The organism is Nocardioides gilvus, from assembly GCF_003194605.1.
Taxonomy (GTDB): domain Bacteria; phylum Actinomycetota; class Actinomycetes; order Propionibacteriales; family Nocardioidaceae; genus Nocardioides; species Nocardioides gilvus.
On record NZ_QHKY01000006.1, the window covers coordinates 109,622 to 124,516 of the forward strand.

Here is a 14,895-nt window from a genome sequence, read left to right on the forward strand (position 1 = left end):
GCGCATGCTCTACGAGGTGCTCCATCGAGCCGTTCCGCCGCTGGCACGGGCCGTGTGGCGCCCCGAGGTGATCGGCCTGGAGCACGTCCCCGCCGAGGGCCCGGTGATCCTGGCCAGCAACCACCTCAGCTTCGTCGACTCCGTCGTGATCCCGGTGCTGGTGCCACGCAGGGTGGTCTTCCTGGCCAAGTCGGACTACTTCGAGGGCCCAGGGCTGAAGGGGCGACTGACCAAGGCCTGGTTCGAAGGGCTCGGCATGCTGCCGGTGGACCGTGACGACACCAAGGCAGCCCTCGACAGTCTGCAGACCGCCCTCGAGGTGCTCGGTCGGGGTGAGGCGTTCGGGATCTATCCCGAGGGCACCCGCAGTCGTGACGGGCGGCTCTACCGAGGACGTACGGGCGTGGGGCACCTGGCTCTCACGGCCGGTGCGCCGGTCGTGCCGATCGGCCTGCGCGGCACCGAGGCGATCCAACCGGTCGGAGCCAGGCTGCCCCGTCTGGCCGAGGTCACCGTGCAGTTCGGCGAGCCCCTCGACTTCTCCGGCCGGATCGGCACCGCGCCCCTGGGCAAGTTGCGACGCGAAGTGACCGACACCGTGATGGCGCGCATCCAGGAACTGAGCGGACAGGAGCCGGCGGGCGTCTACAACGACCGCCCCATGGACCTCTGAGCGCTCCCGGGGTGGGCGTTCGGGGTTGGTTGTCGGCGCCCTGTGATGGGCTGTCCCCATGAGTTCCCAGGTCCGTCTGGTCCGCCCGCCCGAGGCCGTCGTCGCAGTGCCGGCGTTGGACGCTGCCCAGCAGTCGGTCGTCGACCACCGGGGCGGTCCACTGCTCGTGCTGGCCGGCCCGGGGACCGGGAAGACCACCACCTTGGTGGAGGCCATCGTCGAGCGGATCGACGCGCGTGGTGCCGACCCGGCCTCCGTGCTGGCGCTGACCTTCTCGCGCAAGGCCGCCGAACAACTGCGCGACCGGGTCTCGTCCCGGCTGGGGCGCACGGTCGCGAGCCCGTTGTCCATGACCTTTCACTCGTTTGCCTACGCGCTGGTGCGCAGGTTCACCCCGGCCGAGCTCTACACCGCCCCGTTGCGCGTGTTGACCGCCCCGCAGGCCGACGTGATGATCCGTGAGTTGCTGGAGACCTACGGTGACGAGCTGCCCTGGCCACCCGGGTTGAGGGTGGCCGCAGGCACCCGGGGCTTCGCCCGTGAGGTCGCGACAGTGATCTCCCGAGCCCGTGAGAAGGGCGCTGACGACGCCCAGTTGATCGAGCTCGGGCGAGCAACTCCCGAGGCTCCTGAGCTCTTGGCCGCCGGGGTCTTCCTGCGCCACTACCTCGACAACCTCGACAACCACGCAGCCACCGACTACCCCGACCTCGTGCGGCGGGCGGTGATCGAGGCCCAGGCGCACGCCCCGGAGTTGCGACAGGAGTTCGCACACGTATTCGTCGACGAGTACCAGGACACCGACCCCGGACAGGTTGCGCTCCTCCAGGCGATCACCGGCGCCGGGGGCAACCTGGTGGCGGTCGGTGACCCTCACCAGTCGATCTACGGCTTCCGGGGCGCCGAGGTGCGCGGGATCCTCGACTTCCCGTCGGTCTTTCCCACCCGTGAGGGGGAGCGTGCGCCGGTGGTCGTCCTCGGCACGACGAGACGGTTCGGCGCGGAGATCCTCACCGCCGCCACCCGGATCTCGAGCCGGCTGCCGTTGACCGGGGCCATCCCCGCCGATGTCGCCCGGGCGTTCAACCGGCCGCAGGTCGCCGAAGGGACTGCGCCGGGTCGCGTCGAGGTGATCACCTACGACACCGAACGCGCGGAGGCCGAGCGGATCGCAGACCTGCTGCGTCGGGCGCACCTGGAGGACGGCGTCAGCTGGTCCGACATGGCTGTCCTGGTCCGTTCAGGTCGCAGCACCCTCCCGGTGCTGCGCCGCCTGCTGACCAGCGCGGGTGTTCCCGTGGAGGTCGCCTCTGACGAGATTCCCCTGGCCGACGAGCCGGGCGTGCGGCCCTTGCTCGATGCCCTGGGTGCGGTGATCGACTCGGTGGGCGCAGACCAGCAGGTGCCGACGGTCGAGACCGCGGAGTCGCTGCTCCTCTCCCCGCTGGGCGGGTTGCAGGCCCTTGAGCTGCGTGCCCTCGGTCGTGCCTTTCGTCAGCGCGAGGTCTCGGCCGCCGTCGCCGAGCAACGCCCGGCCCTGAGCTCTGGGGAGCTGGTTGCCCGGGCGCTGGTCGCCCCCACGGAGTTCGACGGTCTCGAGGCCGCTGTGACCCGGAAGGCGCGGGCCCTCGCCGACCTGATCGCCGCCACCGGGCGGGCGCTGGAGTCGGGGGATGACGTCGAGGCGCTGCTGTGGCACCTCTGGTCCGGCACGGACTGGGGTTCGAAGATGCGAGGCATGGTGCTGCGAGGCGGGGGTGGCGCACGGCGGGCCCACCGAGACCTGGATGCGATCTGCGCCCTCTTCGACACCGCGGCCCGCGCGGAGGACCAGCGCGGCCGCACCTCCGCCCAGAACTTCCTCGAGGAGGTCAAGGCGCAACAGATCCCCGCCGACACCCTCGTCGACAAGGGCGTCCGAGGCGCGTCCGTGCGTCTGATGACCGCTCACCGCTCCAAGGGCCTCGAGTGGCCGCTGGTGGTGGTGGCACATGTCCAGGAAGGGGTGTGGCCCACTCTGCAACGGCGCGCCACCCTGCTGGGTGCCGACCGGTTGACCGCAGATCGCTACGGCCACCTGCTCCTCTCCGAGGACGCGTCGGCAGCCAGCCTGCTGGCCGAGGAACGTCGCCTCTTCTACGTCGCCTGCACCCGAGCCCGCGATCGGTTGGTCGTCTCCGCGGTCGCCTCGCGCAGCGACGACGGCGAGTTGGCCTCGCGCTTCCTCGAGGAGCTGCTGCCGGAGGACGCTGAGCCACGTCACGAGGTCGGGCGTCCGACCCGACCCCTGACCCTGAACGGGGTGGTGGCCGAGCTGCGCCGGACCGTCGCCGACCCGGAGCGACCGGAGCCGCTGCGCGAGGCGGCCGCCCGGCGCCTTGCTGCCCTGGCCCGGGAGGAGGTCGGGGGGCGCCCGGTTGCTCCCGCTGCCGACCCCGTGCGCTGGTGGGGCACCCACGGCACCACCCGCAACGAGACCCCGGTGCGTCCGTCCGAAGAGCCCGTGCGTCTCTCTGCCTCCACCGTCACCTCGGTGGCGACCTGCCCGGCCCAGTGGTTCCTCGAACGAGAGGCTGGAGGCTCGACCTTCTCCGGCCAGGCAGCGGCCTTCGGCAACCTGGTCCACAAGTTGGCCGAGCACGTCGCGGCCGGCGAGCTGGCCGACGCCGAGGTCGACGACCTGATGGCGATGGTCGACGGCGTGTGGGACCGGCTTCCCTTCCGGACCCCGTGGTCGCGGGAGAAGGAGCGGGTCGAGGCCCGCAGTGCGATCGAGCGTTTCCTCACCCACCACCGTTCGCCAGCGGCTCGGACGGTGCTGGGGACCGAAGCGTCCTTCTCGTTCATCTCGACGCTGCCGGACGGCTCCGAGGTGGCGCTGCGTGGGTTTGCCGACCGCATCGAGATGGACGCCGAGGGGAAGATCGTCGTGGTCGACCTCAAGACCGGCAAGTCGACGCCCACGGACAAGTCGTTGGGTGAGCACCCGCAGTTGGGGATCTACCAGTACGCCGTCAACCAGGGCGCCTTCGCCGAGATCGTCGGACCCGACAAGGAGTCCGGGGGTGCGGAGCTGTGGCAGCTGCGCAAGTCGCCCACCGGTCGGCCCAAGGTCCAGGTGCAGGCGCCGCAGAAGCCGGACGAGCAGGGATGGGTGCTGGCCGAACGGCAGTTGGCGCAGACCGTCGCAGTCATCCGCAACGAGGAGTTCGTGGCCACCCCCGGCGACCACTGCAGGTTCTGCAGCTTCAGGGCGTTGTGCCCGGCCAAGACCACGGCAGGAGTGATCGCGTGAGCCTCCTCAACACCGGTCGGATCTCCACCCCGCAGGACCTGCGCGACCTCACCCGGGCTGACTTCACGATGTCGGAGCAGCAGTGGGCCGCCATCAGCGCCCCTCCCGCTCCCGGCGTGGTCATCGCAGGCGCCGGGTCGGGCAAGACCGAAGTCATGTCGGCCCGGGTGATCTACCTGGTCGCCAACGAGCTCGTGCGACCTGACCAGGTGCTGGGTCTCACCTTCACCACCAAGGCCACTGCGGAACTGTCCCACCGGGTCCGTCAGGCGTTGTCCCGGGCAGGCCTGGATCAGGCTGCCCCGGGGGAGCTCGGTGAGGCCCCGGAGCGTCTCGAGCCCGTCATCTCGACCTACAACGCCTACGCCGCCAACCTGCTCGGTGAGCACGGCCTGCGGATCGGGCACGAGCAGGATCTGCGCGTGATGGCCGACGCGTCACGCTTCCAGTTGGCCCAACGCGTCATCACCCAGCACCAGGGCAGGGTCGAGCATCTCTCCGACCACCCGGCGACCGTCATCGGATGGCTGCTCGCGCTGGACGGTGCGATGAGCGAACACCTCGTCACACCGCAACAGGTCCGTGACTTCCATGTCGGTGAGCGCCCACTCTTCGCGGCCGAGCTCCAAGCTCTGGTCGAGGCCGGGGGCAGGACCGTCACCAAGCAGAAGACGCTGGGCACCGTGATGGCAAAGATGGACCAGCGTGAGGAGTTGCTGGACCTTGTCGTCGCCTACCGTGCCCTCAAGGCCCGTCTCGGCCTGATGGACTTCTCAGACCAGATCGCAGGGGCCTTCCGGCTGGCCTCGGAGTTTCCCGAGGTGGGTGCCGCGGAGCGCGACAAGTACCGCGTGGTCCTGCTCGACGAGTACCAGGACACCTCGGTGGCCCAGGCCCGACTGCTGGCCGGTCTCTTCAGCGGTCCCGACGCAACCACCGGGCGTGGTCACGCAGTCACCGCCGTGGGTGACCCCAACCAGGCGATCTACGGTTGGCGGGGCGCATCGGTGGCCAACATCCAGCAGTTCCGCGAACAGTTCCCCCATGCGGACGGCAGCCCGGCCGGGCGCTTCTCGCTCACCGTCAATCGACGCTCGGATCGTCGGATCCTCGAGGTCGCCAACCAGTTGGCTCGCCCTCTCCTCGAGGAGGAGGGCACCCTGGTCGAGCCGCTGGAGGCCAAGCCGGACGCGGCCGAGGGCATGGTTCGAGCAGTGCTCCACCGCACCGACACCGACGAACTCGAATGGTTGGTCGCCGAGATCCAGGCCGCCCACGACGCGGGACGCGCCTGGGGTGACATCGGTGTGTTGGTGCGGACCAACAAGCACGGTGCGGACGCCTACGACTACTTCTCCGAGGCGCGCATCCCGGTCGAGATCGTAGGGCTGAGCGGTCTGATCCGGCTGCCCGAGGTCGCGCAGGTCGTCGCCACGCTGAGTCTGTTGGAGGACCTCACCGACAACGCCTCCTTGCTGACGCTGCTCGCGGGACCACGGTGGGAGATCGGGGTGCGCGACCTCGCCCTGCTCGGGCGGCGGTCGATGGACCTGGCTCAGGGGGAGCGGCCGGGCGAGGTGGAACGCTCGGTCGACGAGGAGTTGTCCGACTCCGTCGCCGGCGCTGACCCGACCGAGGTCGCTTCCCTCAACGAGGCGCTGGAGTCACCAGGAGACCTGCCCTACTCCGCCGATGCCCTGGCCCGCTTTTCGCGACTGGCCGACGAGTTGCGTCACCTGCGGTCCTTCGTGGGTGAGCCGTTGCTCGACCTGCTGCGCCGGATCATGGACGTCACCGGTCTCGACACCGAGTTGGCATCCTCCACCTCTCCGGCGGCCCAGGCACGACGCGACAACCTGGACCTCTTCGTCAAGGCGGTGGCCGATTTCCAGTCCGTCGAGGGCACCGTCACCCTGACGGCGCTCAACGCCTGGCTGGAGACCGAGGACGAGTACGGCGGCGGGCTCGACCTGGCGCCGCCCAGCGAGTCCGACGCGGTCAAGTTGCTGACCGTCCACCGGGCCAAGGGGCTCGAGTACGGGCTCGTCTTCCTCGTCGGGGTCGCCGAGGGTCGTTTTCCCACCACGAAGCTCCGTTCGCAGTGGACCTCGGTCTGTCACGAGCTCCCGGCCGCCCTGCGCGGTGACCACGCCTCGGTCCCACAACTCCTGGGACACCGGTGTGAGGACATCGACGGGCCACCCGAGTCGCTCAAGGAGCGCGCCAAGGCGCACCAGGCACTCGAGGAGTTGCGGCTGGGCTACGTCGCGTACACGAGGGCCAAGGACGAGTTCGTCGTGAGCAGCCACGTCTGGGGCTCCACCCAGAAGCCGTTGGCACCCTCGCCCTACCTGCTGACCGTCCGGGAGATGCAGCACAGTTGGGGTGCACTCTCCGAGCCCTGGTATGTCCCGGAGGAGGGTGAGACCAACCCCCGGATCGACAACCCGACCAGTTTCGAGTGGCCGATCACCGCCCGTGGTGACGAGCGGGTACGACGCGAGGAGGCGGCCCGCAGGGTCCTGACCGCAGATCCGGGAGCCCCCGATGCCCACGACGAGCTGGGGCTCGAGGAACGGGAGACCCTCGGCCGCTGGGACTCCGAGATCGAGCGGCTCCTGACCGAGGTGCGGGCCAACCGCAGCAGTGCCGTCGAGGTGCCGCTGCCGTCGTCGATCTCGACCTCGGCCATGATGCGGCTGCGGGAGGACCCACACGGTTTTGCCGAGGAGCTCCTGCGCCCGATGCCCCGGCCACCTGCGCCCGCAGCCAAGTTCGGCACCCAGTTCCACGCCTGGGTGGAGGCACGCTTCGGCCAACAGGGTCTGCTCGACCCGGACGACCTGCCGGGTCGTTTCGACGCCGACATCGAGGACGACTTCGACCTGGGCGTGCTCCAGAAGTCCTTCGAGTCGGGCGAGTTCGCAGACCGGGCGCCGCATGCGGTGGAGGCTCCGTTCTCCTTGGTGCTCGATGCGCACGTCATCCGGGGGCGCATCGACGCCGTGTACCAGGAGCCGGCAGCGCCCGGTGGGCCGAACCGCTTCCTGGTGGTCGACTGGAAGACCAACCGGCGCGAGACCGCAGACCCGTTCCAGTTGGCGGTCTATCGCCTCGCGTGGGCCGAGCTCAACGGAGTGCCGCCTGAGCAGGTCGACGCCGCCTTCCACTACGTACGCACGGGCCGGACCGTGCGCTTCGACGACCTGCCGGGTCGCGACGAACTGGCCGCGGTGCTGCGTGACGAGCAGGTGGAGCGGGCTGAGCAGGCCGAGCAGGAGACCCTGTTCGATCTTGACGCCGGCTCGTAGGGTCGGGCCCATGGATACTCGAGCGATCGTCACCAGCGTCGGCCTGCCGATCGGTGCTGCCGCCCTCGGAGCAGTTGCCACGGCCTCGGGCACCAGGAGTGCCTGGTACCAGAGCCTCGCCAAACCAGCCATCCAGCCGCCGCCGATCGTCTTTCCGATCGCCTGGACGATCCTCTACACCCAGACGGCAGTCGGATCGGGTGTTGCCCAGGCCCACATGTCCGAACAGCAGGCGACTACCTACCGGCGCAAGCTGACGCTCAACATGGCGCTCAACGCGGGCTGGTGCTGGTCGTTCTTCAAGGGGCAGCAGTTGGCTCCCTCCATTGCTGTTGCCGCTGCCCTGGCCGCGAGCAGCATCGACCTGGCGCGCAGCGGCTACGCCGCACACCCGGCTGCCGGAGGGCTCTTGACGCCCTACGCGGCCTGGACGTCGTTCGCCACGGTCCTCACCGCTGCCATCTGGCGCAAGAACCGGCGTACGGCCTGAGCCGGACGGCCACGCTCTGATGCCCCTCGGCCGAGTCAGGCTGATGCGGCAGGCGGCGCCCCGAGGACCTCACTGACGGCGCGTACGTCCACCCCTTGCGCGACGAGCCAGAGCCGACTTGCACTGTCACCCCTGACCAGGCCCAGGAACAGGTGTCGTGTCTCGAGGGTGCGTTGCTTCAGTCGTACGGCTTCACGCAGCGCATTTTCGAGCGACTTCTTGGCGTCTCTCGCGAAGGGGATGTGGCCGGCCGGAGTGCCCGCCCGGATCAAGGCATCCGCGCCGAACACCCGGTCCGTCTGCTCCAGCACCGTGTCGAGGTCGATCCCGAGGACGGCCAGTGCCTCCCCGTCCAGACCGGAGCGTCGCACCTCGACCCGAAGGTCACGAGCGAGTCGTGTCGGGTCGGCCCCCGTGGATCGCAGCGCCCCGGTCACGTCCGTGCTGTCCTCCAGGAGCGTGAGCAGCAGGTGCAGCGAATCGATGCGCCGCGAGCCCAGGCTCCGTGCCACCTGCTGGGTCCTGACCACAGATTCTCGCGCTGGGGTGCTGAACCTCTCGAACATCAGCGTCTCCTTCCGTGCTTCTTGTGAACGGCCTGCCGCGAGACTCCGAGGGCGTCGGCGATCTCCTGCCAGGAGAGCCCCGACTCGCGGGCCCTGCTGACCTGGAGATCTTCAAGTCGTGTGGCAAGTTCACGCAGGGATCTCACGGCGCGCAGGCCGGTCAGCGGGTCGTCGCCGGAGGCGGACTGGACGAGCTCGGTACTCATGACGTCAACTCTGGTTGACATCTCTCCCCTTGTCAACCTTTGTTGACGCTCGGCGCGATCCTGCGAGGAACTACCGTTGGCGCATGAGCCGCATCTTCACCACGAGTTTCGCCTCGGTCTACCCCCACTACGTGAACAAGGTGGAGCGGAAGGGACGGACGAAGGCCGAGCTGCACCAAGTGATCGAGTGGCTGACGGGTTTCGACTAGGCCGAGCTGGAGGCCCACCTGGAGGCGGAGACCACCTTCGAGGAGTTCTTCGCCGCTGCCCGCCTCACCCCGCACGCAGACCTCATCACCGGCGTGGTCTGTGGGGTGCGGGTCGAGAACGTCGAGGACCCCTTGATGCAGAAGATCCGCTTCCTCGACAAGTTGGTCGACGAGTTGGCCAAGGGCAAGGCGATGGCGAAGGTCCTGCGAGCCTGAGCCCTCAGGCCTTGCGGCGGGCCAGCAGCGTCGAGTCGTCGATCTCGAAGGTCTTGCCGTTGCGGGTGACCGTGCGGGGTCGCTGCTCGGCGAGGACCACCTCGAACGAGTCAGGGAGCGCGGGCAGCAAGTCCACGGCGAGGAACATCGCGCGCATCTTGCCCGTGTCCCCCTGGGTGAGTGTCGGGGAGGGGGCGTGGCCCACGACCAGCAGGTGTCCACCCGGAGCGACCGCTTCGGTGAGTCGTCGGGTCACCTCGACCATCCCGCCCTCCGGCGGGTGCAGGAAGTGTGTCGTGACGAGGTCGTACGTGCGTCCCTCGGCGTCGAACTCGCGCGCGTCGACCTGCCACCACTGCGTACGCTCCGCCACGCCCGCCTCCTCGGCGTGGCGGGCCGCCCGGGCCAGACCATTGGTCGAGAAGTCCGCTCCCGTGACCTGCCAGCCCTGCTGGGCCAGCCAGATGACGTCTCCGCCCTGACCGCAGCCGACGTCGAGCGCGGTGCCCGGGGTCAGGCGCGATGCCTCGGTGATGAGTTGCGGGTTGGGGTCCCCACTCCAGATCTTCTCCTCGCCGGAGTAGCGCTCCTCCCAGCTGGCTGGCTCGAACATCTCGGTGTCGTGCGAAGGCTGCTCGTCTGCATGATCATGGTGTCGGGTCGCGTGGTCGCTCATGGGTTCAGCCTGCAACGCCTCCGTAGAGTTGACAACTGTTCTTGCCATTACGGCAATGTGAGTTGGAGCGTGGCAGCACGGCTCCTCGTCAGCGGGGGTGGCAGAGTGGTCCGGTGACCCGTGTGACGCTCTCCCGACTCCCCGGTGACCGGGTTCTGGTCGCCCAGAGTGGTGCGCGTGAGGTGGTCGCGGGGGGAGACCTGCCGGCGTACGTCAGCCGTCGTGAGCCCGAGGCACCCCGTTGGGTCTGGGACGACACCGCTCGCTGGTATCCGCCGCTGCTCGCTGCCGGCGTCCGGGTCACGCGTTGTCACGACCTACGTCTGGGACGCCAGATCCTGCGTTCCGCACCCGCCGTCGAGCCAGCGCTGCTGACCGGAGACGAGTCGCACCACTGGGACCGCCTCGCGCCGAGCGTGAGCGCGGAGCCGGCGCTCTTCGCGGTCGACGACGCCGTCGAGCAGTTGCGCGCTGACCTGGAGGACGACCGTCAACGGGCTGCGGTGGCGGCGTCGCCGGAGGCCACCCGGCTGGGGTTGTTGCTGGCCGCTGAGTCGGCGGGTGCGCTGGTGGCCGCGGAGATGACCCACGCCGGGGTCCCGTGGCGCTCCGACGTGCACGAAGAGTTGTTGCGGAGTCTCCTGGGACCACGTCCACCGCGGGGCGCACGGCCGGCGAAGGTCGAGGCGCTGGTGGCGCAGACCCGCACCCTGCTCGAGGCTCCCACCCTGAACCCCGACTCGCGTCCTGAACTGCTGGCCGCGTTGCGTCGTGCCGGCCTCGCCGTCGACGACACTCGTCACCACACCTTGGCGGCACTCGAGCACCCGGTGATCGAGCCGTTGCTGCGCTACAAAAAGCTCGTCCACCTCTTCCAGACCAACGGCTGGGCCTGGAGCGACCAGTGGGTCAGTGGGGGACGGTTCCGTCCTTCCTACCAGCCGGCCGGGTCCACGACGGGTCGCTGGTCCTCCAACGGTGGGGGCGCGCTCTCCTTCCCCACGCAGATCCGACCCGCCGCGGTGGCCGACGAGGGCTGGCGTTTCGTGGTCGCCGACGTCGCCCAGCTCGAGCCGCGCGTGCTCGCCGGGATGAGCGGTGACCGGGCGCTGGCCCGGGCCGCTCGCGGCGCCGACCTCTACCAGGGGATGGTCGACGCTGGAGCGGTCGCGACCCGCACCCACGCCAAGCTCGGGCTGCTGGGCGCGATGTACGGCGCGACCCGCGGGGAGAGTGGCCGGATGGTTGCCGGGCTGACCCAGCGCTACCCCGAGGCCTTCGGTCTCGTGGAAGCGGCGGCGCGTGCGGGCGAGCGGGGTGAGGGAGTGCGTACGTTGCTGGGTCGAGGCTCAGCGAGCCTGACCGCTGCTTGGGCGCAGAACCCGGACGCGATGCCGGCCGATCGCGAGGCCCAAGCCAGCGTACGGCGCGCGTACGGCCGTTTCACCCGCAACTTCGTCGTCCAGGGGACCGGCGCCGAGTGGGCGTTGTGCTGGATCGCGGACCTGCGCAACCGGCTGTGGCAGCTGGGGGAGAGCGGTCCGTTGACGACGCGCCCGCACCTGGTCCTGTTCCTCCACGACGAGGTGGTCATCCACACCCCGGCAGCGTTGGCCGAGGCCGTGGCCGAGCAGGCCACCGAGGCTGCGGCGACGGCCTCCACGCTGCTCTTCCGTGGCCTGGACATCGACTTCCCGCTCACCATCTCCACCGTGCAGTCCTACGCGGAGGCAGGCAAGCCGGGGGCGGCCGAGAGCTGATCGCGTGCCGGATCAGTCCTGGCTGGGAGGCGCGAGCTCCTCGCGCAGCCGGGGCTCGGTGCGGTTCTCGGGGTGGATCCCGTGCTTGTCCGCGTAGAACTCCCGCACCCGGTCCATGTCGGCGCGCACGTCACCGGTGACGGGGAAGGTCGGGCCGAAGCCGAGCGTGCGGGTGGGGCCGTCGATGTAGCCGAGCGAGATCGGCAGGCCGGTGTCCTGGGCGAGCCGGTAGAAACCGCTCTTCCAGTGGGTGCCCTGGGAACGGGTGCCCTCGGCGGCGATGGCGATCACGAAGGACTCGTCGCGCGCCGCGTGGGAGGCCAGCTCGCCGACGACCTCGGAGGCGTTGGTCCGGTCGACGGCGACGCCGCCGGTGGCCCTGAGGATCCAGCCGACGGGGCCCTTGAAGGCTTCCTGCTTGATCAGGATCTTGGGGCTGACGTCGCGGGACCACAGCATCATCAGGGCGCCCACCAGGTCCCAGTTGGAGGTGTGGGGTGCGCCGACCATGATGCCCGTACGCGGCACCTCACCCTCGACGCGCCAGCGCGCCAGGCGCAAGAGGGTGCGGGCCAGGATTCGGCGGATCGTCGTCGACATGCCACGAACCCTAATGCTGTTGGCGCGGTGCGGTCTCCATGACCCACGGGTCGGTGAGGGCAGAACCCCGGGCCGGGTCAGGGAAGACCCCGATTGCCCGTGACGTCGGTGCGAGGCAGGCTGGAGGCACCAGCCCGACACCGAAGGATGGCCATGACCGACATTCGCTCCAACCTCGCCCACCGAGGCCTCGTCCGACCCCGCGACCGCAAGATCCTCGGCGGCGTGTGCGCCGGTCTCGGCCGTCGCTTCGGCCTGTCGCCCTGGACCGCCCGACTGCTCTTCGTCCTGGTGCTGATGGTGGTGCCGGGCAGCCAGTTGTTGATCTACCCGGTGCTGTGGGTGCTGATGCCCGCCGAGTAGGCGCCGCTCCTGTGGCACGATCTCATCCATGCCGGATACCCCTCGACCGCCCGAGACCACGGTTGGGCCGGACGCCGAGTTCCATGCCGTCGTCTGGCTCGGTTTCCCGATCGCAGGAGCCCTGGCGGGCGCGCTGCTGACCTTCGCCCTCGACTGGATCGTGGGGCTCACCTGGGCCCCCTTCCAAGGACCGTTGAGTCTGGTGGACGAGGTCACGGGCGACTGGACGCTACCGGTGCTCGCCGGTGTCGGCGTGGTGCTGGGGCTGGTGCTCGCGGTGATCGCCCAGGGTGAGGCGGCCCGGGTGACCGTGGGCCCCGACCGCGTCACCCTCACCCAGGACGGTGACGAACAGGTGGTGGCGAGGGAGTCGGTGGCGTGTGTCTTCGCGGAGAACGGGCGGCTGGTGGTCCAGGACGCCTTGGGACGGCGCGGCGGTGCCGTACGGGTCGAGGACCTGTCCCAGGAAAAGGTCCGGGACGCCTTCGTCAGCCACGGTTACGCATGGGTCGAGAAGGACCCGTGGGACGACACGTTCGCCCGATGGATCCAGGACTCCCCGGCGCTGAGCCCGGAGGCGAACGCGATCTTGGCGGCTCGACAGAAGTCTCTGGAATTGAAGAACGGCGAGGAGACCGAGGACTTCCGCGAGGAGCTGGCAAAGGTCGGCGTCGTGGTGCGCGACGAGGGGAACAAGCAGTTCTGGCGCCCCCTCGCCCCGTAGCGCAGCCAGTGGACAGGCCCAGGCATCAGAGCGTGAGCTTCAAGCCTGCGTGACTCTCCTCGTACCCGAGGCTGCGGTAGAAGGCGCGGGAGCGGTCGCGAGCCATGTCGGTGGAGAGCTGGGCCAGGGTGGCTCCTCGGGCGCGCCCGTGGTCGTGCGCCCACTCCAGCATCGCGGTGCCAAGTCCGCGGCCCCGGTGCGAGGAGGCGATGCGTACGCCCTCGAGCTGGAGCCGGGTGGTGCCCGCACGCGTCAGCCCGGGCAGCACGGTCAACTGCATGGTGGCGACGTTGCGATCCTCCGCGTCGCGGACCACGGCGAGGTAGTGCGCCGGGTCGCGGGTGACCGCGTCGAAGGAGGCTTCGTAGGTGGTCAGGTCGGGGCTCTCCCGAGTTGCTCCGAGGAGGTCGTCGGTGAGCAGCGAGACCAGGTCCGGCAGGTCGCTCCGCGTCGCCCGCTGCACCCGGTAGTGGGTCTCGCCCCACGCGCCGGTGAGTCTCAGGAGGGCCCCGGTGGACGCTGCGGCCCGCGCCTGCAGGTCGCGTCCCAAGGCGTCCAGCCAGGCGCCCACGTTGCGCCGTGCCTCGTCGGTGTCGGGGTAGCGGCAACGCAGGTGCAGTCCGGAGTCGTCGAGGACGAACCACAGCATCACACCGTCGGTGCGGATCTTCGCGCCCACGTACTGCGCCTGCAGCCCGACCGCGTCGACCCGCACCGGCAGGCGTCGCAGGTCCAGCCAGGAGATCGCGAACATGCCGGGGGCCTCGGGCATCCCGCCCCAGGGCTCCAACACCTCGGCCAGCGGCCACGAACCCAGACGGATGGCTTCACGCAGCGCCGCACCGCTGGCCTCCGGGTCCGGGTCTCCTGACTCGAGGACGGAGTTGGTGATGAACCAGCCCACCGAGTCGTGCCAGGTGGCGTCGTAGCGACTGTGCACCGGAAAGACTGCCCGTAGGGCCGTGCCGGCGAGGTCACGGGTGACGGCGGTCATCGCCGCGACCACGAGGGTGAGGGTGGAGAAGCCCTGGGCGCGGGCCTCAGCACTGAGGGCCGCGCAGTCGTCGACGTCGAGGACGTCGCGCACCTCGACCCGTTCGGCCTGCGGGGTGGCCACGTCGCCGAGCGGCATCGGGAAGCGCGGCATCACGTCCCCACCGTCGGCGATGATCTCGGCCCAACGGCGACGGACGTCGGCCGGCGCCGTGGGCCGCGCTGCCAGCGACCGCGTGTGTTCGGCGAAGGCCGGGACGGGGCGCAGGTCCGGCTCGGAGCCCGCGCGGACCGCTTCGAGGGCGGTCAACAGGTCGCGGGCGATGACCAGCATGGACCACATGTCGGTGTGGCTGTGATCGGCCCCGATCACCACGGTCGGACCGGAGACGCTCTCCAGCAGGCACAGGCGGTGGGAAGGACGGGCGTACGGGCTGCACGCCTCGTCCAGCACGTCGCGCAGTGCCTCGTTGACGGCCTGGCCGGGGCCGATCGGATGATCGATCCAACATCCGCCGGCGACCTCCACGGAGTGCAACGCCGCCCCCTCGTCGGAGTCGACGAAGACGGAGCGCAATGTGCCGTGCCGGGCGATCACGGCCAGCCACGCGGTCGCCAGCGCGTCCGGGTCGACCACGTCGGGCAACGTGAAGGAGAGTGCCATCCACGAGCCGGGACGGGTGCCGGCCGCCACGTGGCGGCCTTGGTCGAAGGAGACGGGGAGCGCGACCCCGGGCGGGCCGACCTCGACGTCGAAGCCCCTGAGTCGACCGAACGGCAGACGCAGATGGGCAATGTTGGTCAGCCGCATGG

12 protein-coding genes and 1 pseudogene are annotated in these 14,895 nt (G+C 69.9%); 8 read left to right on the forward strand and 5 right to left on the reverse strand.

Annotated features, from left to right (window positions below):
- Window positions 1-4: 4 nt before the first annotated feature.
- Genes DNK52_RS14590 through DNK52_RS14605 form a run of 4 tightly spaced genes read left to right on the forward strand, consistent with a single transcriptional unit; the run spans window position 5 to window position 7,769 of the window.
- Window positions 5-673, forward strand: coding sequence for a lysophospholipid acyltransferase family protein (locus DNK52_RS14590; protein ID WP_110241769.1), 669 nt, complete (start codon window positions 5-7; stop codon window positions 671-673).
- A 58-nt stretch (window positions 674-731) separates the two neighbouring features.
- The gene (locus DNK52_RS14595) at window positions 732-3,968 is read left to right on the forward strand and encodes an ATP-dependent helicase (protein ID WP_110241770.1); all 3,237 of its coding nucleotides are present in this window, start codon (window positions 732-734) and stop codon (window positions 3,966-3,968) included.
- Complete coding sequence (locus DNK52_RS14600; RefSeq protein WP_239455683.1) at window positions 3,965-7,279, forward strand: UvrD-helicase domain-containing protein; 3,315 nt, start codon at window positions 3,965-3,967, stop codon at window positions 7,277-7,279. Before DNK52_RS14595 ends, DNK52_RS14600 begins: the two co-directional genes overlap by 4 nt.
- Window positions 7,280-7,289: 10 nt before the next feature.
- Window positions 7,290-7,769, forward strand: a complete 480-nt coding sequence (locus DNK52_RS14605) for a TspO/MBR family protein (protein ID WP_110241771.1) — start codon at window positions 7,290-7,292, stop codon at window positions 7,767-7,769.
- Between the two features lie 35 nt (window positions 7,770-7,804).
- Here the strand turns inward: DNK52_RS14605 and DNK52_RS14610 are convergent, their stop codons facing one another.
- Together DNK52_RS14610 and DNK52_RS14615 are read right to left on the reverse strand one after the other, a co-directional pair.
- A complete protein-coding gene (locus DNK52_RS14610; protein WP_110241772.1) occupies window positions 7,805-8,335 on the reverse strand; it encodes a Clp protease N-terminal domain-containing protein in 531 nt (176 codons plus the stop codon).
- Entirely contained in the window at window positions 8,335-8,541 is a 207-nt protein-coding gene (locus DNK52_RS14615; RefSeq protein ID WP_110241897.1) for a helix-turn-helix domain-containing protein, read from the reverse strand. The genes DNK52_RS14610 and DNK52_RS14615 overlap by 1 nt, the downstream gene beginning before the upstream one ends.
- Before the next feature lie 83 nt (window positions 8,542-8,624).
- Here DNK52_RS14615 and DNK52_RS14620 point away from each other — a divergent pair.
- A pseudogene (locus tag DNK52_RS14620) lies at window positions 8,625-8,966 on the forward strand (DUF2200 domain-containing protein).
- A gap of 4 nt (window positions 8,967-8,970) precedes the next feature.
- On the opposite strand, the gene DNK52_RS14625 reads toward DNK52_RS14620, so the two are convergent.
- Window positions 8,971-9,642 (reverse strand): class I SAM-dependent methyltransferase, encoded by a 672-nt coding sequence (locus DNK52_RS14625; RefSeq protein ID WP_110241773.1) that lies wholly within the window; start codon window positions 9,640-9,642, stop codon window positions 8,971-8,973.
- Window positions 9,643-9,755: 113 nt separating this feature from the next.
- Here DNK52_RS14625 and DNK52_RS14630 point away from each other — a divergent pair, with 113 nt between their 5' ends.
- Window positions 9,756-11,402, forward strand: coding sequence for a bifunctional 3'-5' exonuclease/DNA polymerase (locus tag DNK52_RS14630; RefSeq protein ID WP_110241774.1), 1,647 nt, complete (start codon window positions 9,756-9,758; stop codon window positions 11,400-11,402).
- Window positions 11,403-11,414: 12 nt separating this feature from the next.
- Here the strand turns inward: DNK52_RS14630 and DNK52_RS14635 are convergent, their stop codons facing one another.
- Window positions 11,415-12,002, reverse strand: a complete 588-nt coding sequence (locus DNK52_RS14635; RefSeq protein ID WP_110241775.1) for a 1-acyl-sn-glycerol-3-phosphate acyltransferase — start codon at window positions 12,000-12,002, stop codon at window positions 11,415-11,417.
- 153 nt (window positions 12,003-12,155) lie between these two features.
- On the opposite strand from DNK52_RS14635, the gene DNK52_RS14640 reads away from it, so the two are divergent.
- Window positions 12,156-12,365: a PspC domain-containing protein gene (locus tag DNK52_RS14640; protein WP_110241776.1), complete on the forward strand. Its 210-nt coding sequence runs from the start codon at window positions 12,156-12,158 to the stop codon at window positions 12,363-12,365.
- Window positions 12,366-12,393: 28 nt separating this feature from the next.
- Entirely contained in the window at window positions 12,394-13,089 is a 696-nt protein-coding gene (locus DNK52_RS14645) for a YqeB family protein (protein WP_110241777.1), read from the forward strand.
- A gap of 25 nt (window positions 13,090-13,114) precedes the next feature.
- Here the strand turns inward: DNK52_RS14645 and DNK52_RS14650 are convergent, their stop codons facing one another.
- On the reverse strand, window positions 13,115-14,893 hold the full coding sequence (locus DNK52_RS14650) for a GNAT family N-acetyltransferase (protein ID WP_110241778.1): 1,779 nt from the start codon (window positions 14,891-14,893) through the stop codon (window positions 13,115-13,117).
- Between the last annotated feature and the right edge of the window lie 2 nt (window positions 14,894-14,895).

Bases quoted from the DNA above. Each gene is read 5' to 3' on its own strand.
- DNK52_RS14590 (WP_110241769.1), top strand. From the start codon at position 5: ATGCTCTACGAGGTGCTCCATCGAGCCGTTCCGCCGCTGGCACGGGCC.
- DNK52_RS14595 (WP_110241770.1), top strand. From the start codon at position 732: ATGAGTTCCCAGGTCCGTCTGGTCCGCCCGCCCGAGGCCGTCGTCGCA.
- DNK52_RS14605 (WP_110241771.1), top strand. From the start codon at position 7,290: ATGGATACTCGAGCGATCGTCACCAGCGTCGGCCTGCCGATCGGTGCT.
- DNK52_RS14610 (WP_110241772.1), bottom strand. From the start codon at position 8,335: ATGTTCGAGAGGTTCAGCACCCCAGCGCGAGAATCTGTGGTCAGGACC.
- DNK52_RS14615 (WP_110241897.1), bottom strand. From the start codon at position 8,541: ATGAGTACCGAGCTCGTCCAGTCCGCCTCCGGCGACGACCCGCTGACC.
- DNK52_RS14625 (WP_110241773.1), bottom strand. From the start codon at position 9,642: ATGAGCGACCACGCGACCCGACACCATGATCATGCAGACGAGCAGCCT.
- DNK52_RS14635 (WP_110241775.1), bottom strand. From the start codon at position 12,002: ATGTCGACGACGATCCGCCGAATCCTGGCCCGCACCCTCTTGCGCCTG.
- DNK52_RS14640 (WP_110241776.1), top strand. From the start codon at position 12,156: ATGACCGACATTCGCTCCAACCTCGCCCACCGAGGCCTCGTCCGACCC.
- DNK52_RS14645 (WP_110241777.1), top strand. From the start codon at position 12,394: ATGCCGGATACCCCTCGACCGCCCGAGACCACGGTTGGGCCGGACGCC.
- DNK52_RS14650 (WP_110241778.1), bottom strand. From the start codon at position 14,893: ATGCGGCTGACCAACATTGCCCATCTGCGTCTGCCGTTCGGTCGACTC.